General features: G+C 44.6%; 21 protein-coding genes. 9 read left to right on the plus strand and 12 right to left on the minus strand.

Annotation, left to right across the window (positions count from 1 at the left end):
• Positions 1–10: 10 nt before the first annotated feature.
• Positions 11–1,600: a peptide chain release factor 3 gene (gene prfC, locus ACQEXS_RS16335; protein ID WP_367988233.1), complete on the minus strand. Its 1,590-nt coding sequence runs from the start codon at positions 1,598–1,600 to the stop codon at positions 11–13.
• A gap of 220 nt (positions 1,601–1,820) precedes the next feature.
• On the opposite strand from prfC, the gene ACQEXS_RS16340 reads away from it, so the two are divergent.
• A complete protein-coding gene (locus ACQEXS_RS16340; protein ID WP_427014588.1) occupies positions 1,821–3,872 on the plus strand; it encodes a putative bifunctional diguanylate cyclase/phosphodiesterase in 2,052 nt (683 codons plus the stop codon).
• An 18-nt stretch (positions 3,873–3,890) separates the two neighbouring features.
• On the opposite strand, the gene rimI is transcribed toward ACQEXS_RS16340, so the two are convergent.
• Together rimI and ACQEXS_RS16350 are read right to left on the minus strand one after the other, a co-directional pair.
• Positions 3,891–4,337, minus strand: coding sequence for a ribosomal protein S18-alanine N-acetyltransferase (rimI, locus tag ACQEXS_RS16345; protein WP_427014533.1), 447 nt, complete (start codon positions 4,335–4,337; stop codon positions 3,891–3,893).
• 6 nt (positions 4,338–4,343) lie between these two features.
• Positions 4,344–4,742 (minus strand): DNA polymerase III subunit psi, encoded by a 399-nt coding sequence (locus tag ACQEXS_RS16350; RefSeq protein ID WP_427014534.1) that lies wholly within the window; start codon positions 4,740–4,742, stop codon positions 4,344–4,346.
• A gap of 66 nt (positions 4,743–4,808) precedes the next feature.
• On the opposite strand from ACQEXS_RS16350, the gene ACQEXS_RS16355 reads away from it, so the two are divergent.
• Positions 4,809–5,252 carry a hypothetical protein gene (locus ACQEXS_RS16355; RefSeq protein WP_367988230.1) on the plus strand — a complete coding sequence of 148 codons (444 nt, stop codon included), beginning with the start codon at positions 4,809–4,811 and terminating at the stop codon, positions 5,250–5,252.
• 33 nt (positions 5,253–5,285) lie between these two features.
• On the opposite strand, the gene ACQEXS_RS16360 is transcribed toward ACQEXS_RS16355, so the two are convergent.
• Both ACQEXS_RS16360 and ubiT read right to left on the minus strand, forming a co-directional pair.
• Positions 5,286–5,789 (minus strand): GNAT family N-acetyltransferase, encoded by a 504-nt coding sequence (locus tag ACQEXS_RS16360; protein WP_427014535.1) that lies wholly within the window; start codon positions 5,787–5,789, stop codon positions 5,286–5,288.
• Entirely contained in the window at positions 5,773–6,300 is a 528-nt protein-coding gene (gene ubiT / locus ACQEXS_RS16365) for a ubiquinone anaerobic biosynthesis accessory factor UbiT (RefSeq protein ID WP_367988228.1), read from the minus strand. The genes ACQEXS_RS16360 and ubiT overlap by 17 nt, the downstream gene beginning before the upstream one ends.
• A 190-nt stretch (positions 6,301–6,490) precedes the next feature.
• On the opposite strand from ubiT, the gene ACQEXS_RS16370 reads away from it, so the two are divergent.
• The 3 genes from ACQEXS_RS16370 to ACQEXS_RS16380 all read left to right on the plus strand — a co-directional run bounded on the left by ACQEXS_RS16370 (position 6,491) and on the right by ACQEXS_RS16380 (position 10,625).
• A complete protein-coding gene (locus ACQEXS_RS16370) occupies positions 6,491–8,530 on the plus strand; it encodes an EAL domain-containing protein (protein ID WP_427014536.1) in 2,040 nt (679 codons plus the stop codon).
• 182 nt (positions 8,531–8,712) lie between these two features.
• Positions 8,713–9,726, plus strand: a complete 1,014-nt coding sequence (ubiU, locus tag ACQEXS_RS16375; protein ID WP_427014537.1) for a ubiquinone anaerobic biosynthesis protein UbiU — start codon at positions 8,713–8,715, stop codon at positions 9,724–9,726.
• A gap of 20 nt (positions 9,727–9,746) precedes the next feature.
• Positions 9,747–10,625 carry a U32 family peptidase gene (locus ACQEXS_RS16380; protein ID WP_367988225.1) on the plus strand — a complete coding sequence of 293 codons (879 nt, stop codon included), beginning with the start codon at positions 9,747–9,749 and terminating at the stop codon, positions 10,623–10,625.
• A 67-nt stretch (positions 10,626–10,692) separates the two neighbouring features.
• On the opposite strand, the gene ACQEXS_RS16385 is transcribed toward ACQEXS_RS16380, so the two are convergent.
• The 5 genes from ACQEXS_RS16385 to rpsO all read right to left on the minus strand — a co-directional run bounded on the left by ACQEXS_RS16385 (position 10,693) and on the right by rpsO (position 16,377).
• The gene (locus ACQEXS_RS16385; RefSeq protein WP_427014538.1) at positions 10,693–12,039 is read right to left on the minus strand and encodes an MATE family efflux transporter; all 1,347 of its coding nucleotides are present in this window, start codon (positions 12,037–12,039) and stop codon (positions 10,693–10,695) included.
• A gap of 57 nt (positions 12,040–12,096) precedes the next feature.
• Entirely contained in the window at positions 12,097–12,510 is a 414-nt protein-coding gene (locus tag ACQEXS_RS16390; RefSeq protein ID WP_427014539.1) for a MarR family winged helix-turn-helix transcriptional regulator, read from the minus strand.
• Positions 12,511–12,612: 102 nt separating this feature from the next.
• Positions 12,613–13,527 carry a lipoprotein NlpI gene (gene nlpI / locus ACQEXS_RS16395; RefSeq protein WP_427011442.1) on the minus strand — a complete coding sequence of 305 codons (915 nt, stop codon included), beginning with the start codon at positions 13,525–13,527 and terminating at the stop codon, positions 12,613–12,615.
• 128 nt (positions 13,528–13,655) lie between these two features.
• Positions 13,656–15,788: a polyribonucleotide nucleotidyltransferase gene (gene pnp / locus ACQEXS_RS16400; protein ID WP_427014540.1), complete on the minus strand. Its 2,133-nt coding sequence runs from the start codon at positions 15,786–15,788 to the stop codon at positions 13,656–13,658.
• A 319-nt stretch (positions 15,789–16,107) separates the two neighbouring features.
• Positions 16,108–16,377, minus strand: a complete 270-nt coding sequence (rpsO, locus tag ACQEXS_RS16405) for a 30S ribosomal protein S15 (RefSeq protein WP_010450057.1) — start codon at positions 16,375–16,377, stop codon at positions 16,108–16,110.
• Between the two features lie 194 nt (positions 16,378–16,571).
• On the opposite strand from rpsO, the gene mtnN reads away from it, so the two are divergent.
• The 4 genes from mtnN (at position 16,572) to ACQEXS_RS16425 (ending at position 19,755) form a co-directional block, all read left to right on the plus strand.
• Positions 16,572–17,267, plus strand: a complete 696-nt coding sequence (gene mtnN / locus ACQEXS_RS16410; RefSeq protein WP_427014541.1) for a 5'-methylthioadenosine/S-adenosylhomocysteine nucleosidase — start codon at positions 16,572–16,574, stop codon at positions 17,265–17,267.
• Positions 17,268–17,285: 18 nt separating this feature from the next.
• Positions 17,286–18,239 (plus strand): cobalamin biosynthesis family protein, encoded by a 954-nt coding sequence (locus tag ACQEXS_RS16415; protein ID WP_427014542.1) that lies wholly within the window; start codon positions 17,286–17,288, stop codon positions 18,237–18,239.
• Positions 18,240–19,061 (plus strand): vitamin B12 ABC transporter substrate-binding protein BtuF, encoded by an 822-nt coding sequence (gene btuF / locus ACQEXS_RS16420; protein ID WP_367988218.1) that lies wholly within the window; start codon positions 18,240–18,242, stop codon positions 19,059–19,061.
• 73 nt (positions 19,062–19,134) lie between these two features.
• Positions 19,135–19,755 (plus strand): TRIC cation channel family protein, encoded by a 621-nt coding sequence (locus ACQEXS_RS16425; RefSeq protein WP_367988217.1) that lies wholly within the window; start codon positions 19,135–19,137, stop codon positions 19,753–19,755.
• A gap of 59 nt (positions 19,756–19,814) precedes the next feature.
• Here the strand turns inward: ACQEXS_RS16425 and thrC are convergent, their stop codons facing one another.
• Complete coding sequence (gene thrC, locus ACQEXS_RS16430; protein ID WP_427014543.1) at positions 19,815–21,098, minus strand: threonine synthase; 1,284 nt, start codon at positions 21,096–21,098, stop codon at positions 19,815–19,817.
• Entirely contained in the window at positions 21,095–22,051 is a 957-nt protein-coding gene (thrB, locus tag ACQEXS_RS16435) for a homoserine kinase (protein WP_427014589.1), read from the minus strand. Before thrB ends, thrC begins: the two co-directional genes overlap by 4 nt.
• Positions 22,052–22,059: the final 8 nt, after the last annotated feature.

Genomic DNA, 22,059 nt, shown 5'->3' on the forward strand with positions numbered 1-22,059 from the left:
CGAGATGCAATTAGTGCTCACGAGTAGCACGGAACTCAACATCAGGGAAACGCTCTTGTGCCAAGTTCAGATTCACCATGGTTGGCGCGATGTAAGTTAAGTTATCACCACCATCCAATGCTAAATTAGTCTGGTTCTTACGTTGGAATTCATCCAATTTCTTCGCATCACCACACTCAACCCAACGGGCAGTAGCAACATTGACGCTTTCGTAGATCGCTTCTACGTTGTATTCCGCTTTAAGACGAGCCACAACCACATCAAACTGCAGCACACCAACAGCACCAACGATCAAATCATTGTTCTGCACCGGACGGAAAACCTGTACCGCCCCTTCTTCAGAAAGCTGAACCAAGCCTTTCAACAACTGTTTTTGCTTCAATGGATCTTTCAGACGGATACGACGGAACAATTCAGGCGCAAAGTTCGGGATACCCGCAAACTTAAGCGATTCACCTTGAGTAAAAGTATCGCCAATTTGAATGGTGCCGTGGTTATGCAGACCAATAATGTCACCCGCATACGCATTTTCAGCACGAGAACGGTCACCAGCCATAAAGGTTACTGCATCAGAAATGCTCACCTGTTTACCCAAACGAACATGATTCATTTTCATACCTTGGGTATAAGTGCCCGACACAATACGCATAAAGGCGATACGGTCACGGTGTTTAGGATCCATATTCGCTTGGATTTTGAAAACGAATCCAGAGAATTTCTCTTCATTCGCTTCCACTTCACGTTCGTTCGCTTGACGAGCCATTGGCGCCGGCGCCCACTCAGTCAAACCATCCAACATATGATCAACACCAAAGTTACCCAGTGCAGTACCAAAGTAAACTGGCGTCAATTCACCAGCGAGGAACAACTCTTGATCAAACTCAGGGCATGCACCAATCACCAACTCAAGCTCTTCACGTAGCTGCTCAGCCAGTTCTGTACCCACCGCTTCATCCAATTCTGGATTGTCTAAACCTTTAACAATACGCTGATCTTGAATCGTATGGCCTTGGCCTGTGGTGTAGAGAATGGTTTCATCACGGTGAATGTGATACACACCTTTAAACTCTTTACCACAACCAATTGGCCAAGTAATCGGAGCACAAGAGATATTTAGCTCACTTTCGACTTCATCCAATAATTCCATTGGGTCACGAATGTCTCGGTCCAATTTGTTCATGAATGTTACGATTGGTGTGTCACGTAGACGAGTCACTTCCATCAGCTTACGTGTACGATCCTCAACACCTTTAGCGGCATCGATCACCATCAGACATGAGTCAACAGCTGTCAGCGTACGGTAGGTATCTTCTGAGAAATCTTCGTGTCCTGGGGTATCTAATAAGTTGACAAGGCACTCATTATAAGGAAACTGCATCACAGAAGTCGTTACCGAAATACCACGCTCTTTTTCCATTTCCATCCAGTCAGATTTGGCATGTTGGCTTGAGCCACGGCCCTTTACTGTACCGGCAGTCTGAATTGCGCGTCCGAATAACAGAACCTTTTCAGTAATGGTGGTTTTACCCGCATCCGGGTGAGAAATGATAGCGAAAGTACGACGTTTGCCGACTTCACCTAAAAACGCTGTATTTGACATGAAACTCGTCTTCTTTAGTCAGATAGGCAGGTTATTCTGCTCATGCAGCTGAGCGCCCCGTGCCATTCGATTCAAATTTGCGCGGTATTCTCGCTTATATTCCTCATGGGAGCAACTTTAGACCTGGCATTACAATGTTTTTTGCCGCTAACTGGCTAGAAATTAAAATCTCAATAAATATGAGCTATAACTAAAGGAGTAGATGGAAGCGAACCTAGCTATGCCAGAGACCAAGCAAATAAATTCACTCGCATTTCGACAAGCAAAAACCGTATTCCTAGTATCGGTGATACTCGGGCTGTGTTTTAGTTTGTATCACATTCTGGTCGACTTGCATCAAGAACAGCGCCGGATTGAAGAGCATTACCAGTTCAAACTATTACAAAATTACTCCAATGCCAGCCAAGCTGCCTATCACCTTAATCAATTGCTTGCCGAACAAGTTGCGTCAACTTTGATGATGGATCAGGCCATCTATAACGTACGTATCATTGATGATTTTGGCGATATTTTAACTGAGCGAGAGCGCAGTATCTCGTTACAAAGTGGATTCACCCACATACTTTCAGGTTACCTCACCCCATCCGCCCCAACCTATACAACCGAGCTGCATCAACCCAACTCGAATGTCGTGGTTGGTACACTGAGCTTTTCGGTGAATGGAGCCAATATTGCGAAAGCGTTTATTTCCAAAACCAGTCAAATTCTCCTGTTTGACTTATTGAGAAATATATTACTGACCACTATTTTGCTGATTTTTTTCTATTACAAACTATCAAAGCCACTCGTTACTCTGATTGATTGGGTTCGTTCATTACAAAACCGTAAAGAAAACCTTCCACCACCGACACAAAATCAAGACGATGAAATCGGCCACCTAGCGACCACATTTCATACATTATGGAAAGACAGAGAGGCGGCTGAGGCGAAACTCAACCAGTTGGCTTATTACGACTCTCTAACTGGCCTAGCAAACCGAAGCTTGCTACTGCAATCACTAGGAAAATCCATTGATTGCGCTAACAAAGACAACACCGTCGGCGCGCTGTTTTATCTTGATCTAGACCGCTTTAAAACCATTAATGATTCGTTAGGCCACACCATTGGTGACCATCTCATTCGAGCCATTGCGATGCGAATTGAAGCATGGTTAAAAGATGAATATATCGCAGCGCGCATTGGGGGGGACGAGTTTGCCATTCTGCTTCCTAACCTGCCACATGATAGCGTTAAAGAGGTTGCCCAACAGTTACTTGCTCTTATCTCTAACCCTTATTCAATTGATGATCACCAACTCTATTGCACCGTCAGTGTCGGAATTTCTACCTTTCCATTTGTGGGTTGCAACAACATCGATGTGCTACGACAAGCCGATACAGCGCTTTACCGCGCTAAAGTCGCAGGCCGCAATAAATACATGTTTTATGAACCAGAAATGCAGGCGCAAGTCGATTCTTTTCTAGAAATAGAAAAAGGTCTGCATGAAGCCATCAGTAGAGATCAATTAGAGCTTTATTACCAACCGCAAGTTAATGAGAAACATCAGATCATTGGGGTCGAAGCCTTGATCCGCTGGAATCATCCTGAGAAAGGTTTATTACCACCGGGGGTATTTATGCCCATCGCCGAAGAAACGGGACAAATCCTGCAGATTGGCGACTGGATCATTGAACAAGCCTTTTACCAATACGCGCAATGGAAAAATAAAGGAATACTCCCTGATAGCTTCCGCCGTTTAGCCGTCAATATCAGCCCACTACAGTTTTCACAAAACGCTTTTGTCGACCAAATCCGTCAAGCACTCACCCAGTCGGGGATAGACGGAGAACATATTGAATTAGAGATCACCGAGAACCTTCTTTTAGAAAATGTGGAAGGGGCGATACAGAAGATGAAACAGCTGAAAAATCACCAGCTCACGATCTCTATTGATGATTTTGGTACAGGCTACTCATCGCTGCGCTACCTGAAACACATGGATGCCGATGTTCTTAAAATTGATCGCTCTTTCGTTACCCAACTCCATATGGATGAAAGCGATCAGGCTATAGTCGATACCATCATCATGACTGCACGTCGTCTCAATATGGAAGTCATCGCAGAAGGGGTAGAAGATGAATACGAGCTACAAGCTCTAAAAAATCTGGGGTGTGACCAGTTCCAAGGTTATTTGTTTGATAAACCTCTACCTGCTGAGGAGATTGAAAAACGCTTCAAGAATAACTATTACGTTATTACCCCAGTCGATGCACTACAAATTGGTCAGAAATAACAAGTCGACATGAAACCACTAGAAAAATAGATAACTCATGATGATCGCATCTTCTTTGCCTGATGCTGTTGGGTAGTAGTTGATGCGGCGGTCGACTTCATTAAAACCGTGTGATTCATAAAGATGATATGCGCCAACATTACTTTCTCGAACCTCTAACCATGCACTCTCAGCCTTCACGTTTTCACACAGGGTTAAAAACGCATCCATAAGATATTTACCATGCCCTTTGCCTTGCTCACTTGGTGCAACGGCAATATTCAGTAAAGTTACCTCACCGACAATATTCTGCGCATAGAAATAACCGACCAAAACACCTTGATACAGCAAGACATGATGACAGGCGCCTCGGCTATTGATGTCATTGATCATCGTTTGTGACCAAGGGTGGCTATGTGCTCGAGTTTCTATATGAAAAACGGCTTCAGTATGTTCCGCCGCTAAAGGAAGTAATTGATAAGTCATAATGGATTATTGATACGCACAAATTTGCTGCCACAATGCCCGGCGCTGTTGATTATCGCCGTCAATTTTAGCCAGCTCAGGAGAAACTAGTTTATTCGCTTGGATCTGGTCTGAGGCATCACAACCTGCATACCAAACCCACTGCAAGTGATGCTCACCTAACTGTTCAATCTGTTCTGGAAAAATATGCAGTGCGTCGCTTAGGGTCAGCTGAATGCTTTTTAAAACCCGTTCAAACAACAATGCTGTCTCATTTTCAGGATAAAAAGGAGACACCAATAAAAGTTTACAGGAGGCTTGCAAAACAAACTTTTCGGCTTGGTAGCCTAGCAACCTTTCTGGGTGAGCGAGTTGATAACTCTGAATCCCCATTTCTTGCAAATATTGTAGCTCGTGCTGTGACATAGACGTGTCTTGACCAAAGAAAACCCAGCAATGCTACCAAATAAATGATTTAAAGTCAGAGGCATTATGAAACATTTGAAAAACCTATTACTGGGCATAGTTTTGGCCACACTCAGCAGCGCAAGCATGGCAGCGAAACAAGATGGTGACTGGACGTTAATCGCAGAAAAATTGGTAAATTACAAATCAGAAACCGATGTAGTTCGCCCTATTCCATTTTTAAAAGCGCGTAACTTTGGCCAGATTAAGCTCACTTGTACTCAAGGTACCGTGAGTTTACACAAGATTGTTGTGACCATGAGCGATGGTTCAACCAAGGAGCTCTCTTCAATGGGGACATTGAGTAAAGGGATGTCAACTCGCGCATGGATTTTGCCTGGCAATGAAGACGCAAAACTAAGAAAGCTGGAAATGACATACGATAGCTGGGGAAGCCAAACACTGAATGCCTTCGGTGTAGGTAAGAAAGCAAAAATCGAAGTCTGGGGCAAAAAACGCGAAAACGAATGATAAAAAGGGGTGTTTCACCCCTTTTTAATCTTGTTACAGCTCGCTAAATTCTGGGCTGAACTCAATCAGGCCTTGGCGGCCATCCAACTCACCATCACCTAAAGCGACGATCTGAAAAGCACCTTGAGGCACTTCCCATTGACAACGGATTTGATGTTGCTGTGCGTCTTCAAAACCGAACCGACCATAATAAGCAGGATCGCCTAAAACAACACAGGCAGGATAACCAAACTCTTTTAGCGTTATCAAACCTTCTTTAATCAAGTCAGCACCAATCCCTTGATTTCGCGCAGATGCCTTAACAGCTAAAGGGGCAAGCCCTTGCCAATTTAAATCTTCACTTTCAAGTGTCACTGGGCTAAACATGATATGCCCAATGACTTCACCTTCATCACTGCATGCGACTAATGACAGCGTACGGTGGCCATTTTCGCGCAACTTCATCACTAGCTGAGCTTCCGCTTCTGTTGGGAATGCATCTTTTAGCAAGCGATCGACGGCCAGAATATCAGCTGGCGCTTCAGTTCGTATAAGCATTTACAACCTCGTTTTGTGTTACTGGTGATTGTAACCCTTTATGAACGAAGTCTGCTAATTCATTTAAAAGAACCTGTAAAGGTTTCGGCAATAGATCAAGATCGACACTGTCCATCAAATTTTTGACTTCAAGACCAAGCTCTGTATCTCCCTCAATAGACAAACGTCGCTGGAAGAACAAGGTGTCAGGGTCTTCTTTGCGGCCAGCGATCAACACTAAATCATTCAAATTCCCAGCAAAGCATACGTCTTCTTGCATTGGAGTATCTGCAACAACTAACTTTTCACCTTCGTAGCTGATATACCAACATAACTGCATATCTTTAACTTCAACCTTAAGCCATTTTCCTTCAAGGAATTCAAAATCCCCATCCTCTAAAGCTTCTTTGAAAATGCTTTTAAGTCCTTCTAATAAGGCTTTTTTTTGTACAGATTGCGGTAATAAGTGGACTGGAGATCGCAAAATTGATGCCGCATTTTGAACTAATTGAGTGCGAATCTTGTTAATCACGCGTGTTATCCGTTACTTTGTAAAAAGAATGGCCCATCATAAAGGATGTATGTGCTGCAATTCCTGTTATGCATCAATAAAACCGTCTGATGCCCGATATCCTTTTCTAACTTGGCAATCACAGTTATAGTAGCTCTCTACTATCAGCCCTATGAATGTATGAGCTCTTTGGAGACCCGGTAAAATATTAATGCCTTCGCAACAGTTACAGCATTGGTTTGCAAAATTAACGGCTAACAGCCCGTTTTTTTTCGCTGTTTTAGATAACCAGCACAACTATGCAATGGTGAACGAACGCTATTGTGATATCGCGGGACTTTCCTCTAAAGAACTTATCGGGATGAATGACGTCCAGATATTCGGCCAGCATTTTTATACTCATCTGAAACCGTATTATGAGCGTGCCTTTAAAGGTGAACAGCTCGAAGCAGAAATCACATTAAGTGAGCTCGATCTTGAAACCAGTTTGCACTTCTGTCTCGCGCCAATCGAAAGCGAACACGGTATTAAACAAGTCATTTTTCACGCCATCGATACCTCAGAAAAACAACTTTTAGTTCGTTCTCTTGATGAAGCGGAAAGCAAGTTTTCTACCCTTACCTCTCTATTACCAGACGGCTTATTACTAGTCGAAGACGATTGCATTATTTCTGCGAACCAATCTGCATCACGCTTGCTTGGGCTGGAAAGTGTTTCGGACCTTTTGGGTGAAGAACTCAGTACGCTTTTTATTGACGAAAAATCCAAAACGAGTTTTAACGCGAAGTTAAGTTTATTGCTGGCAGAGGCACCGTTAGTCTGTTTAACCGGGCCACGATGCGGCTTTGAGCGCAGAGTTCAGCTGAGTGCTGATGCAACCATTATTCTGGGTAGTACTTCTCAGATCGTGCTGATCCAAGACGCGGAAGAGACACCAAAGCAGTTATCAGGATACAAACAGGATGACAGCCATTTAGACTCACTAACAGGGTTATACAACCGTTTTGGTTTCACCAAACGACTGGAGCAATTGATCCACAACGAAACGCCGTTGATCATGCTTTACCTAGACATTGATAACTTCAAAAACATCAATGACTCACTCGGTCACCACATTGGCGACAAAGTCATTAAAGAAGTTTCATCTCGCTTAAAGCGCCTTCTGCCACAGCAAGCCGTACTTGGTCATTTAGGAGGCGATGAATTCGGCCTCATTTTGCCAGAGCCAGACAATAACCGCATGGCAGAAATGATGGCAGATCGAATCATTTCTCTTATAAATCAACCTTTTGATCTTCACCACTTTAGTAAACGCTTGGCTTGTTCCATTGGTAGTGTGGCTTATCCGGGAGATGGTAACGATGCACGTATTTTGCTACAAAATGCAGATACTGCCATGTATGAGGCCAAAGATCGTGGGCGTAACCGCCTGATCAAATTTAACGACCAAATGAACAAAGAAGCACGCATGCGTTTATGGTTGGAGATCGAACTGCAAAAAGCGTTGCAGCAAAATGGATTGGAAGTCTGGTACCAACCTAAGGTCAACGCTCGTGATTTCAGTATTAACGGAGCGGAAGCTCTGATCCGCTGGAAACATCCGGTGGAAGGTTACATCAGTCCGGGCGCATTTATCCCAGTTGCTGAACGTGCAGGTTTAATTGAGCATTTAGGTCGCGTTGTCATGCGCGAAGTATTTTCTACCGTCAAACGCTGGAAGCTACAAGGGATCTTACCTGGTCGCGTCGCCATCAATTTATCTCCGGAACAATTTGGTAATCCTAAGCTCATCGATTACATGGAGAAGTTACTGCGCAGTACCGAACTTGACCCTGCCTGCATTACATTTGAACTGACTGAAAGCGCCGTAATGAGTGACAGTGAGCATACGCTACAAATGCTTAACGCGATTAAGAAACTTGGCTTCTCTCTTTCCATTGACGATTTTGGTACCGGTTATTCATCGCTGTCTTATCTAGCTCGTTTCCCTATCGATGAACTCAAAATAGATCGCGCCTTCATTACCGATATCGATACACTGCCGAAACAGGTGACCGTCATCGAAAACATCATCAACTTAGGTAAATCTCTAAACCTAACCGTGGTTGCTGAAGGGGTTGAAACACCTCAACAGGCAACGCTGCTTTCAAACCTTCAATGTCATTCTATTCAAGGCTTTCATTTCTATCGCCCTCAACCAAAACAAGAAGTGGAAGAATTATTCATTCAAAACCGACGCCACAAAAACTAACCCCTTAAGGGTAATTTCGAGTTAACTCACACAAACCTGCCTTACATCAATTCTGCCATTCATATTTCTTCATAAAATACGGAACAATTTTCTAAGCAAACACCTGCAATTCAAATAAGCAGTGCCAGCTTGTACGTACTGTCCTTACTTGAACTAACAGCAATAATAATTGGTAATGAGCGATGGAACTCCTATGCCCAGCAGGTAACCTACCTGCGCTAAAGACTGCAATCGACTGTGGTGCCGATGCGGTTTATATCGGCTTTAAAGATGACACCAATGCACGTCATTTTGCTGGTCTAAACTTCACTGGCAAGAAGCTAGATAAGGCAGTGCAATATGTTCATGATAAACATAAAAAAATTCATGTAGCCCTCAACACTTTTGCCCATCCAAACGGGTTCAATCGCTGGACTGAAGCGGTTGATCGCGCTGCCGACATTGGTGTGGATGCCCTGATTGTCGCGGACATTGCAGTATTAGATTATGCGGCCAATAAATACCCTGATCTTGAGCTGCACCTTTCCGTACAAGCTTCCGCGACCAATGTGGCTGCCATCGACTTCTACCAACAGAACTTCAATGTAAAGCGCGTCGTATTGCCTCGGGTTTTGTCAATCCATCAAGTCAAACAGCTGTCGCGTAACATCACCAGTGATGTTGAGCTGGAGGTGTTTGCTTTTGGTAGTTTGTGTATTATGTCGGAAGGTCGTTGCTATCTTTCATCATATATGACTGGCGAGTCACCCAATACTGTTGGCGCTTGTTCCCCTGCAAAATATGTACGCTGGCAAGAAACGGCTGATGGCTTAGAATCACGTTTGAATAACATTTTAATTGACCGTTACAGTGCCGGTGAAAACGCGGGCTACCCAACGTTATGCAAAGGCCGTTTCGAAGCCGAAATTGAAGGTGAGAAAAAACGCTATCATGCACTGGAAGAGCCAACCAGCCTAAACACTCTTTCGATGTTACCAGAACTGTTTGCTGCAAACGTTGCTTCAGTAAAAATCGAAGGTCGCCAGCGCAGTCCGGCTTACGTAGAGCAAGTCACGCGTACATGGCGCGCAGCGATAGATCGCTATCAAGCAAATCCAGAAGCTTACCAAGTGGAAGCAGCTTGGGACGCCGCATTAGCAAACGTGTCTGAAGGCACGCAAACCACTCTTGGTGCTTACCATCGTAAATGGCAGTAGAGGTTAAGATGGATAATTCAATGAAATACGCACTTGGCCCACTACTTTACTTTTGGCCAAAACAAGATGTAGAGGCATTTTACGAACAAGCAAAATCAAGCTCAGCAGACATCATCTATCTCGGTGAGACTGTGTGTTCAAAGCGTCGTGAGATGAAGCCTGCGCACTGGTTTGAAATTGCAAAAGAACTGTCCGCGTCTGGCAAACAGGTCGTGCTATCGACCATGGCTTTATTAGAAGCCCCCAGCGAAGTGAACGTCATGAAGAAATACATCGACAACGGTGACTTTGCCATCGAAGCAAACGATGTATCAGCCGTTCAATTAGCTTCTGAACATAAAGTCCCATTCGTTGTTGGCCCTGCGGTAAATACTTACAACGCACACACCTTGAACTTATTTCTTAAACAAGGAATGGTTCGCTGGTGTATGCCAGTAGAACTGTCACGTGAATGGTTAAGCAACGTTTTAACTCAATGCGATGAACTCGGTATCCGCAATAAGTTTGAAGTTGAAGTATTCAGCCACGGTTATCTACCACTCGCCTATTCTGCCCGATGTTTTACTGCTCGCGCTGAAAACCGAGCGAAAGACGATTGCGAAACCTGTTGTATCAAATACCAAACCGGTATTCAGGTCAGCAGTCAAGAAGGTCAGGAAGTCTTTAACCTCAATGGCATTCAGACCCAGTCGGGTTACTGCTATAACCTCATTAATGATCTACCAAGCATGGAAGGATTGGTTGATGTGGTTCGTTTAAGCCCATTGGGCATCAGCACCTTCTCTGAGCTGGATCATTTCCGTTCAAATGAGAAAGGGACTAACCCAGGAAAGATCCAAGATCGTCAATGTAACGGCTATTGGCACCAACTTGCCGGTCTAGAAGTGAAAAACATCTAAGCACTTCTCACTGCTTTCAAAGTAAAAAAGCGAGGCATTAGCCTCGCTATTTGTTTCTATTTATCAATTAAGAAGCTTGAATGCTTGGCTCAGCTGGGCTTTCATCGTGTAACTTCTTAATATCACGCCACAGCATACTCATTACGACTAAGCTCAACGCAATATTTGATAGCGGGAACGCAATCCAAATCCCCGTAATACCCCATAGCTTCGGCAGAATAAATAAGAATGGTAGCTGAATGACCATATTCCCAATCGTCACAAACATTGCTTTACTGCCCTTGTTTATCGATTGGTAATACGCCGCCGCAACAACTAGAAATCCATCGAGGAATAAAGCAAACATGTGCAGGCGAATCCCCACGACAGTACTTTCAATCAACAGCTGATCTGAATGGTTGAATACTGATACAAACTGATACGGAAAAGCATTCATCAAAAGTACAAACGCAACCCCACCTAATACCGCGGTCCCCATTGCAATATTCAGTAGTTTACGAATATTTTCTCGGTTACGAGCACCATGGTTATAGCTCACCAAAGGCTGCATGCCATTCGCAATGCCTTCAGCGATAAGGTAATAAACTGTAACGATGTAGCCCAAAATGGCATAGGCACCAATTAGCAATACACTGCCATATTGCGCAAATAAGCTGTTGTGTAGTGCGACCATCATTGAGCCATAGGCATACATAAAGAAGCTCGATGTACCAATCATCATAATTTTAGGCACAACATTGAACTGCATCTTTAAATCATATCTTGATAAGCGCATCTTGGCTTTAGCGCTAAAGAAATAGCCCACACCAAGGACAGTCACCACCATCTGTGCTAATGCCGTTGCGATCGCCGCTCCAGTAAGTTCCCAATCAAGCCAAGCAATAAAGAGGTAATCCAACACGATGTTAATCACCGCACCAACGACCATCAGCAAGGTTGCCAAGTTCGGACTGTCATCATTGCGTAACAAAAAAGGGACAGCAATCGAACCTAATGAGAATACACATGCCACAATAAGAATATGCAGATACTGCAAACCTAACTCATACACACGACCTTCTGCGCCCTGCCAACGGATAAAGTCATCCGCAAAGAAAAACAAGGTCGTCGCGACTAATGGCATCAAGGCGACTAACAAAAGTAGTCCCGTCGAGAGGATACGTTTCGCCCCTTCGGTATCTTGTTCCCCCTGCTTTATCGATGCCAAGGCACCAGTACCGACACCCACCATCATACCGATGCCGAGAATTGTGCCGATGATCGGCCACGCCACGTTGATCCCCGCTAATCCATCAGCACCAACATAACGACCAATAAAAATGCCATCTACGACTTGGTATAAAGCGTTCACCAACATGGCTGCAACGGTCGGAATTGTGTATTTCCAAAACTGTTTGTAAATAGAGTTTTGCATGACTGTCACCAATAGTTAGCAAGACTAACTAAATAGATAAATGAATAAGTAATATATTTAGTTTCCGAGCGCTTTATCCAGTAGCGCTTTCAACTGTTGGGCTTCTTGTTGATCAAGTTTACGCATTAGCTGCTGAGAAATGTCTTTGTAGACCACTTGTTCCAGCGACATTTCTTTTATGACTTCTTTAGTCAGTAGTACACGCTTTGAACGAGCATCTTCACTACAAGCAATGCGCTTCACCAAGCCTTTTTTCTCTAAACGAACCACCATATTTGAAGCTGAAGGTTTCGTCACTTGAAGCTCCTCAGCCAAGTCGGTAATCCGAACGCCTTCAGGGAATTGCTGGATCACTCGTAAGTAGTCAAACTCATTAAAGCTCAAGCTTGAAAGCGGGTCTTCCTTTGCATAAACACGCCATGCCTTGGCACAGAAGCGTTCCAAATCAATCAGGCTTTTTTCCAATGCCATTGTGTTTTGCTCATTTAGTTAGCAAGGCTAACTATTTTAATATTCCCTGATGAAAAGGCAATAAAAAAACCGCTTATTCAACGCGGTTTTTTTATCATTAACTTACTTGGGCTGTTCTTCTTTTCGCTTAGCTTTTGCTAATCGCTCAGCCTTAACTTGATTGTAAATGCGGCTCAATTCTAAAAACGAATAACGATGTTCTACATAATCAAAAACGTTAAACGAAATGGCTAATTTGTATAACGAAACAGCACCTGCATAGTCGCCCTGTTTTTGATAACGTTTAGCCAAATAAAAGTAAGCTTCTGTCAGGCGTTGCGCTAACAAGGTATTGTCTCGAGTACCTTGCAAGATGGCTTTAAAAGCTTTGTCTTCGCTCACTTCACCTAACGTTAAAGCCACAAGAACCCAACCCCATTGTTCGTCACGTGCTTGATAACTGGTCAAGAGCTCATGGCGTGCAACTTCTACATCTTGTTCTGATTTGATGATGTACATCCAAAGTGCCCGAAACGGATCACTTGGGTCTTCATCATAATGACGTTGGATATCTTCCAGCGCCAATTCAATACGGTCACCATAATACAGTGCAATGGCTCGATTTCGTGCTGCGTAAGAGTTACTAGGGTCCAACTCTAATGTCGAATCAAACGCCTCATAAGCAGCATCAAATTCCCCGACTTGGGTGAAGTAAACACCAAGCAAGTTAAACAGATCAGGTTGTGCTGGGTTGAGCGACAGTGACTGATTGTAATCCAGTCTCGCTAAATCACGTAAACCTACGCTGTCGTAATAATTACCACGCTCATAAAGCATCTTCGCACGAATATCATTCGGAAGATCAGCACGACGCAATAGCTGACTTAAACGCGCAATCTGCACTTCTTGTTGCACACTTGCCTGTAAAGGCACTGCCATTGGAGGATACAGCCATTGTTCTTCTTTATCGAAAGTGGATGCACAGCCTGCAGTGATGAGTAGAGAAAGTGTCAACGTAGCGGTTTGAAACCATTTCACAAATAAAAACTCCTGTTAGCCACAATGATGACTATTAATCCGCATTAAAAAAGGGAGCGTATTGCTCCCTTTATAGCATGCTTTTAGCTTAATAGGCGAATAAAGCCTAAAAGCTATAGCTTGTGCGATTATTCTGCGGCAGGTGCTGCATCATCTTGAGCTGGTTCAGCAGGCTTTTCTACTGCTTCTTTCATGCTCAGACGTACACGACCTTGACGGTCGATCTCAAGAACTTTAACTTGAACTTCTTGGCCTTCAGTTAGGTAATCTGACACTTTCTCAACGCGCTTGTCAGCAATTTGAGAGATATGTACTAGACCATCCTTGCCAGGAAGAACCGTTACGAATGCACCAAAGTCCGCTAGACGTGCAACTTTACCAGTGTAGATACGACCTACTTCAACTTCAGCAGTGATCTCTTCGATGCGGCGGATAGCTTCTTTCGCTGCAGCGCCTTCAGTTGCTGCAATCTTGATAGTACCGTCGTCTTCGATTTCGATAGTTGTACCCGTCTCTTCCGTTAGAGCACGGATAACTGCACCACCTTTACCGATAACGTCTTTGATCTTCTCTGCGCTGATCTTCATTGTGTGAATGCGAGGAGCGAATTCAGAGATGTCTTCACGAGCACCAGAGATAGCTTCATCCATTACAGATAGGATGTGCTTACGTGCACCTTGAGCTTGGTTAAGCGCAATTTGCATGATCTCTTTAGTGATACCTTCGATCTTGATGTCCATTTGAAGTGCAGTGATACCCGTGTTAGTACCCGCTACTTTAAAGTCCATGTCACCTAGGTGGTCTTCGTCACCAAGGATGTCAGAAAGAACAACGAAATCGTCGCCTTCTTTAACAAGACCCATTGCGATACCCGCAACAGAAGATTTGATTGGCACGCCTGCATCCATAAGAGCAAGCGAAGTACCACATACAGAAGCCATTGAAGATGAACCGTTAGATTCAGTGATTTCCGATACAACACGTACTGTGTATGGGAACTCATCAACAGAAGGCATTACTGCTGCGATACCACGCTTAGCCAGTTTACCATGACCGATTTCACGACGCTTAGGAGAACCTACAAAACCAGTTTCACCAACACAGTATGGAGGGAAGTTGTAGTGTAGTAGGAAGTGATCTTTACGCTCACCCGTTAGCTCGTCGATGATTTGAGCGTCACGCTGCGTACCTAGAGTCGCAGTTACTAGCGCCTGAGTTTCACCACGAGTAAATAGTGAAGAACCGTGAGTACGTGGAAGAACGCCAGTACGTACGTCTAGCGCACGAACCATGTCTTTTTCACGACCGTCGATACGTGGGTTACCCGCGATGATGCTGCGACGTACAACTGTCTTCTCTAGATCGTGGAAGATAGTGTGGATTTCTTTTGTGTTTGCTTCTGGATCTTCAGCAAGCAGCACTTCGTTAACTTCCGCAGCGATCTCATGAATACGGTCGTAACGAGCCATCTTCTCAGTGATTTGGTAAGCTTCTACAAGCTTAGCTTCTGCAAGTTCAGCGATCTTAGTGTTAAGTGCTGTGTTCTCTTCAGGAGCCACCCAATCCCAAGCTGGAGTAGCAACTTCAGCTTTGAACTCGTTGATTGCGTTGATAACAGCTTGCTGTTGATCGTGACCGAATACAACAGCAGATAGCATTTCTTCTTCAGTTAGGTTGTCAGCTTCTGACTCAACCATTAGTACTGCAGATTCAGTACCCGCAACCACTAGGTCTAGCTTAGAAGCTTCTAGTTCAGTGTTGCTTGGGTTAAGTACTAGTTGACCGTCGATGTGACCAACACGTGCAGCACCGATAGGACCGTTGAACGGAATACCAGAGATAGCTAGCGCCGCAGAAGTACCGATCATAGTTACGATATCAGGTTGAACGTCTGGGTTCACAGATACTACCGTTGCGATAACTTGTACTTCGTTTTTGAATGCATCTGGGAAAAGTGGACGGATTGGACGGTCGATTAGACGAGCAGTCAGTGTTTCACCTTCAGAAGGACGACCTTCACGCTTGAAGAAGCCACCAGGGATTTTACCTGCAGCGTAAGTACGCTCTTGGTAGTTAACCGTTAGAGGGAAGAAGTCTTGACCTTCAACCGCTTCTTTTTTACCAACTACAGAAACGAATACTGCTGTATCGTCCATAGTAACCATAACTGCAGCCGTAGCTTGACGTGCGATAACGCCAGTTTCTAGAGTAACTGTGTGGTTACCGTACTGGAACGTTTTAACAACTGGTTTTTCGAACATTGTTATTCCTTGTTTCCGAGCGCATCAAAAGATTTGCTCAGAGAGTATTGATTGATACTCAAGGCATTACAAATCGCGACTAGTAAAAATGAACTGGGATTATATGGAGTTCATTTTGAATAGTCGCGACCTTTTGGTCGACGTGGTTGACTGTAATGCACTGAGTCATTATGTAGAAAATCCCTAGCAGGGATTTTTGCCGTGCGTAGTATAACGGTATAAAAGTGATTTGGCTAAGCTATAGCAATCAAAATAAGTAATGGGCAACAAAAAAGGGGCATAAAGCCCCTTTTCTGACAAACTGCTATGCAGTCGCTAATTAGCGACGTAGACCTAGACGTTTGATTAGGTCTTGGTAACGAGAAAGGTTTTTACCTTTCAAGTAGTCAAGAAGCTTACGACGGCGAGAAACCATACGTAGCAGACCACGACGGCTGTGGTGATCGCCTTTGTGTGCTTTAAAGTGACCTTGTAGGTGGTTGATAGAAGCTGTAAGTAGAGCTACTTGAACTTCTGGTGAACCAGTATCGCCTTCACCTTGAGCGTATTCTGCAACGATTGCTGCTTTAGTTTCTGCATTCAGAGACATAATTCTCTCCTAATAAGAGTAGGTTTAACATTGTGCCAGCCAATCTCTGATTCAGCCGACACGAGGAGCGCGAATTATAGGGGATGTATAAAGGTTAGGCAATAGCTATTTTGGCAAGCAACCATTCCGTTGTTGCCCTTTTCTGATACACTTAGCCACATCAAACCTACCTATTTGAATAAACAGGATTCTCTATGAAAATCGGCATCATTGGTGCAATGGAACAAGAAGTTTCCATTCTTAAACAAGCAATTGAAAACCGTAAAGAAGTTAACAAGGCGGGTTGTGCTTACTTCTCAGGTCAGATCAACGGTGTTGAGATTGTGTTACTTCAATCAGGTATTGGTAAAGTCGCAGCCGCAGTAGGTACAACCATTTTGTTGGATGAGTACCAACCTGACATCGTGATCAACACCGGTTCAGCAGGCGGCTTTGATGCTAGCCTAAACGTGGGTGATGTTGTCATCTCAACCGAAGTTCGCCACCACGATGCTGATGTCACTGCATTTGGCTATGAAATTGGTCAAATGGCGCAGCAACCAGCCGCATTCATCGCAGATGAAAAGCTGATGGATGTTGCAGAAAAAGCACTGGCACAAATGGAAGATACGCACGCAGTACGTGGCCTAATTTGTACGGGTGATGCGTTCATTGCGAGTGCAGAACGCCAAGCGTTCATTCGTAAAAACTTCCCTTCTGTCGTTGCAGTCGAAATGGAAGCATCAGCGATTGCTCAGACTTGTCACCAATTCAAAGTCCCATTTGTTGTGGTACGTGCTATCTCTGACGTAGCTGATAAAGAAGCCGGTATGAGCTTCGATGAATTCTTACCATTAGCCGCGAAGAGTTCATCTGAGATGGTCATTAAAATGGTTGAACTGCTTAAGTAATCAAAAACACGCAGAATCATGGAAGAACTATTCAATCAACTCTACGCCAATGGCGCGCTCCTCGTCTTATGGGGCGCGCTGTTCATTCATTTAATTCTCCCTTTCCCACGGGAAGCGCACCCAGCCATCCTATGGCATAAGTTTGCAGAGCAGTTAGCAAACAAAGTTAATACCAATCATCATTACTCACAGAGTATGATTTCCGGCACTTTAGCTTGGTTATTAATGATCATCCCGATGTGGATAGTACTCATTGCTCTCAAGCCCTTAGTTTGGGAACCGCATTTATTTGAATTAGCGTTATTGCTTTTGGCTATCGATTGGCGCAATACCGACAAATTCACCAACCAGTTTATTCAAGCGCTTGCAAAAGAAGATAAGCAATATGCGAAGCAGCTTATCACGCCACTGATAAACCGCTCGACACAGCCACTGTCTCTGCTTGGTTTGGGCAAAGCTGGTGCTGAAACACTGATTATGTCTTATGGCCGCAATGTAATATGCGTATTGTTTTGGTATGGCATTGCCGGTGGAATTGGGGCGTTTCTCTACCGCATGAATGTTGAGTTGGCTCGTGCTTGGTCTCCATCACGAAAAGCATTCCTTCCATTCGGCCTTCCTGTCGTAAGAGCTGTTGCCATACTGGATTTTATTCCACTTCGATTATTTGCTCTGATGATCGCAATTGGCCAACGTACCAAAGAAGTATTTCAGCTCTTAAAACAGCAAGCCGCTACATGGCCTCTGCCGGGCCCTTCATGGTTATTGATTTCCGTGGGAGCCAAACTCGAATTGTCCCTTGGCGGTCCGGCAATGTACGATGGGTATAAAGCCGTACGAGCCAAACTTGGGGGGAGGATTGCGCCTGCTGCGCTGCATATTGCGCAGGTTCAAAAGCTATTAGCGTGGCGCATGTTTGCATGGATAGTTCTTCAAAGCTTAATCATGGGCTTTATTTATCAAGGAATTTAGATGTTTCGCATTATCCCTCTGTGTTGCCTACTGTTGGCGACTTCCGTTTTTGCCAAACCCGCCCAACGAGTAATAAGCCTTGCACCCCACGCGACTGAGCTCGCATATGCGGCAGGATTAGGCGATAAATTAATCGCCGTCAGTGAGCACAGTGATTACCCCGAGCAAGCAAAACACCTTGAAAAAGTGGCTAACTATCAAGGTATAAAAATTGAGCGAATTATTGCGCTGCAACCAGATCTAGTCATAGCTTGGCCTGCGGGGAATCCAGAAAAAGAACTCTCGAAACTAAAACAATTCGGACTCAACATCTATTACTCGCAGACAGGCTCGCTAGAAGGCATCGCTCGCAGCATTGAGCAACTTGGCCAATACGCTGAACAGCCAGAAATTGCCCAACAAAAAGCCTTTGAGTTTCGCCAGCAACTTAATCAGATGTCCCAACAATATAGGACCACAAAGCCAGTTCGCTATTTCTATCAATTGAGTGAAAGTCCCATCATTACGCTAGCTCAAGGCAAATGGCCGAGTGAGGTGTTTTCATTTTGTGGCGGCGTGAACGTCTTTGAATCTAGCGCAATTCCCTACCCACAAGTTGGACAAGAGCAAGTCTTATTAGCAAACCCCGAGGTCATTTTCACTTCTGAGCACGCAATCAGAAATGGCAATATGTGGCAAAAATGGGATAAGCAACTCGACGCAATAAAAAATCAGCATATTTGGAGTCTCAATTCTGACTGGCTAAACCGCCCAACACCTCGAACATTAAAGGCCATCAAAGAGGTTTGTGAGCATTTTGAAAGCATTCGCCAAAAACGGTAACGTTTTCGTTTGAGATACCGTACAATCCGGCATCAGTGGTTAGTTAACAAGTCAATCAAGAGAAATCAGTAACATGGATTCCATGCTGCTTTATATTATCGATTTATTCGGTACGGCCGTTTTTGCTGTCTCCGGCGTTTTACTCGCAGGTCGTTTAAAAATGGACCCATTCGGTGTCGCAGTATTGGGGAGCGTTACCGCAATAGGAGGCGGAACCATTCGTGATATGTCACTTGGTGCCACTCCTGTATTCTGGATTAAAGATACAAACTATCTCTGGGTCATTTTGATCACCTGCTTACTCACTATGTTAATTGTTCGACGCCCAAAACGACTTGCTTGGTGGATATTGCCCGTTTGCGATGCGATTGGATTAGCTGTTTTCGTCGGTATTGGGGTCGAGAAAGCAATGCGTTACCAAGATTCAGCCTTGGTTGCCATCATCATGGGTGTTATCACTGGATGTGGTGGCGGGATCATTCGTGATGTGCTCGCTCGCGAAGTGCCGATGGTATTGAGAAGTGAAGTCTACGCAACAGCATGTATTATTGGCGGTATTTTTCATACAACCGCGCTTGCAATGGGCTACCACAGTCAAAATGCATTCTTAGCTGGCATTCTTTCAACATTGCTGATCCGTTTAGGGGCAATTCGCTGGCACTTATCATTACCAACGTTTGCATTGAATAAATAGTCCCCAGAACACAAAAAAGGTCACCTAGGTGACCTTTTTTAATCTTCAATCTTTATAGATTATTTCTGTACTCGACGAAGCACTTCTTTTAGTAAGTCGAAATCATTAGCGAGGTCTTCAGACAGCAGTTCCATCGCAGCATGTTTCGCTAACGGCGCAGGAAGCTCGATGTCTGATTCCAAGATTTCATCCACCACTTCTTTGAACTTCGCAGGGTGCGCAGTACATAAGAATAGGCCAGTTTCGCCTTCTTGAAGCTGCTCTTCCAGTACACGGTAAGCAATGGCACCGTGTGGCTCGCATAGGTAGCCGAGTGAGTATAGGCCTTTCACTGATTGTGCACTTTGCTCATCAGAAACCGCACCTTTACCTAACGTCTCTAAGCCCCACTCTTTGACACGGCATAGCTCTTCAATACGAGGCCAGTTGTTTGGCTGGCTTACATCCATCGCGTTCGATGTTGTTGCAACCGTTGGTTTTGGCTCCCATTTACCTGTTTCGAGGTAGCGTGGCACAGTATCATTAGCGTTAGTGGCAGCAATGAAGCGCTTGATAGGTAGACCGAGCGATTTTGCCAGCAGACCTGCAGTTAGGTTACCAAAGTTACCGCTTGGTACTGACACCACTAGGTTTTCACGCTCTTGCTTGCTCATTTGCGCAGCAGCTTCAAAGTAGTAACAGATTTGCGCCATCAAACGGCTAATGTTAATTGAGTTTGCAGAGTTAAGACCGATCTCTTCGCGCAGTGCAGCATCATCAAAGGCTTGCTTAACAAGTGCCTGACAAGCATCGAAGTCGCCATCGATCGCTACTGTGTGAATGTTCTTACCAAGCGTACAGAATAGCTTTTCTTGCAGTGGGCTGATCTTACCTTTCGGGTAAAGGATCACCACATTAATGTCTTCCATACCGTAGAAAGCGTGCGCAACGGCTGCGCCAGTATCGCCAGAAGTCGCAGTCAGAATGGTGATCTTGCCACCGTTAGAAACAGCGGCAAGAGATTGCGCCATGAAGCGGCCGCCAAAGTCTTTAAACGCAAGGGTTGGACCATGGAAAAGCTCTAGTGCGTAAACGCCATCTTTGACTTGATTGATTGGTGCTGGGAATTGGAATGCAGCATCAACCATTGCGTTAACTTGCTCTTCCGCCAGTTCATCACCAATCAGTGCTGATAGGATCTTAGTGCTACGAGAGACAAAATCTTCTGCCAGTAGCGCATCAACGTCTTCAAATTTTGGTAATTCCGATGGGAAAAATAGACCTTGATTACGGCCTAGCCCTTGGCGTACAGCTTGGCCAAAGGAAACTTGTTCATCATTTTCTTTTATATTGTAAAGCTTCATAGCTCACTTCCTGTCATTTTCGAACCTTGTTTATCTAAACGACAAACATGGACGAATCCTTCTTCATTTTGTACATAATTTTGTTCTAACCAGCGCGCGACACGCTCGGCGACATCTTTCTCTTTGCAAATACTGAACAGTGTCGGACCACTGCCAGAAATACCGGTTGCTAATGCTCCCGCAGATGCTGCGTATTGACGTGCATTGGCAAAACCAGGAAGCAGTTTCTCACGATATGGTTCTGCGATCACGTCTTTGATCATTTTGGCCGCCAACTCTGGCTGACCAGAATGGCACGCATGAATAAAGCCGGCCAAATGACGACCATGAGCAATCACATCTTGGCGTCGATATTGAGAGGGTAGTATCGAACGAGCTTCTGCCGTTGACACTTTAATTCCCGGATACGCCATAACCCAATACCATTCATCGAAACAAGGCACTTCTTGGCTGATGATCCCCAGCTCTTCCAGCATTAACTGCAAACCGCCAAGGTAACAAGGGGCAACATTATCATAGTGAATCCCCCCTGAAATTTGCCCTTCCATTTCCCCCATAAGCGCCAACAACTCCATTTCAGAGAGTGGTTCGCTATGGAAACGGTTAAGTGCATCTAAGGCAGCAACAATGGAGCACGCACTAGAACCAAGGCCTGAGCCAATCGGCATATTCTTCTCAAGTGTTAATTCAACAGGCTTGAGCTCAACGCCTTTTTTATCTAGCTCGCGAGCAAACACTCGCCAGCAATCGTACACAATATTCTCTTTAGGGTTTTGTGGCAGTTTATCGACAAAGCTACCTGCCGTTTTAAGAGAAAATGGCTCCGCCCCTGAGCGGACCATAACGCGATCACCCAATAAGGTGCCGTCAATTGGGGACACAGCCGCCCCCAACACATCAAAACCTACGCTAACATTACCAATTGAAGCTGGAGCGTAAACGACAACATTCATCTCACTGT

The sequence above is a fragment of the Vibrio sp. TRT 17S01 genome (assembly GCF_050113695.1).
Taxonomy (GTDB): Bacteria; Pseudomonadota; Gammaproteobacteria; order Enterobacterales; family Vibrionaceae; genus Vibrio.